The sequence below is a fragment of the Vibrio sp. 1401 genome (assembly GCF_033340295.1).
Genome location: NZ_JAWOWF010000476.1, coordinates 1 through 637 on the forward strand (window position 1 = coordinate 1; position 637 = coordinate 637).

Below are 637 nucleotides of genomic sequence, written 5' to 3' on the forward strand. Positions count from 1 at the left end.
ATCCCTGACAAACCTTGTCCATTGAATCTCCTGGACCAAATATACCTTTTACATGAGGCCAAGAAGCGAGTTCTTCTGTGTCTAAGTCATAACCTAGATTAAGCATTATAGTTCCTAGCACTTTATTACTATCTTTTAAATAAACTAAAGTTTCGGAAGGAATCTCAACTGAAAAATCAACAAGCAAAAAGTAGCGTTCCGGAATGAGTTCATGATAGCTAGGGTTTTTAGTATCAATGATCGTTATTTTAGTTTCTGTATTTTTAGAAAGCATTTCCTTAAAGTTTTCACTCTGTAAACTTTGTTGAGTGAGCATTAGGATTTCAGGCTTTTCCGTGTACTGTTCCATAATGTTTCTCATACTTTCATTAACTTAACATTATTAAATTCGTAGTTAATCGTCAGCACTCAAGTTCATATCTAAGTGCTAGACAACAGAGTAAAGTTATTTGCTACTTTTTTGAATTATTAATTTATTAAAAATAGAAACAAAAAAAGTGTTTCTCATAAAAGAAACACTTTTAACATGATCTATTTTTGACTAAATATGAGTATGCACTAAATTAGCCAGACATCAATTTTTATAAAATCAAACAACTACTATAGATTGTTCTGATATATTTTCTTTCGCCCAAAT

General features: G+C 30.5%; 1 pseudogene. It reads right to left on the reverse strand.

Going from position 1 to position 637, the window contains the following annotated elements:
- A pseudogene (locus R7Z77_RS26310) lies at positions 1-361 on the reverse strand (helix-turn-helix transcriptional regulator); the annotation flags it as partial.
- Positions 362-637 lie beyond the last annotated feature (276 nt).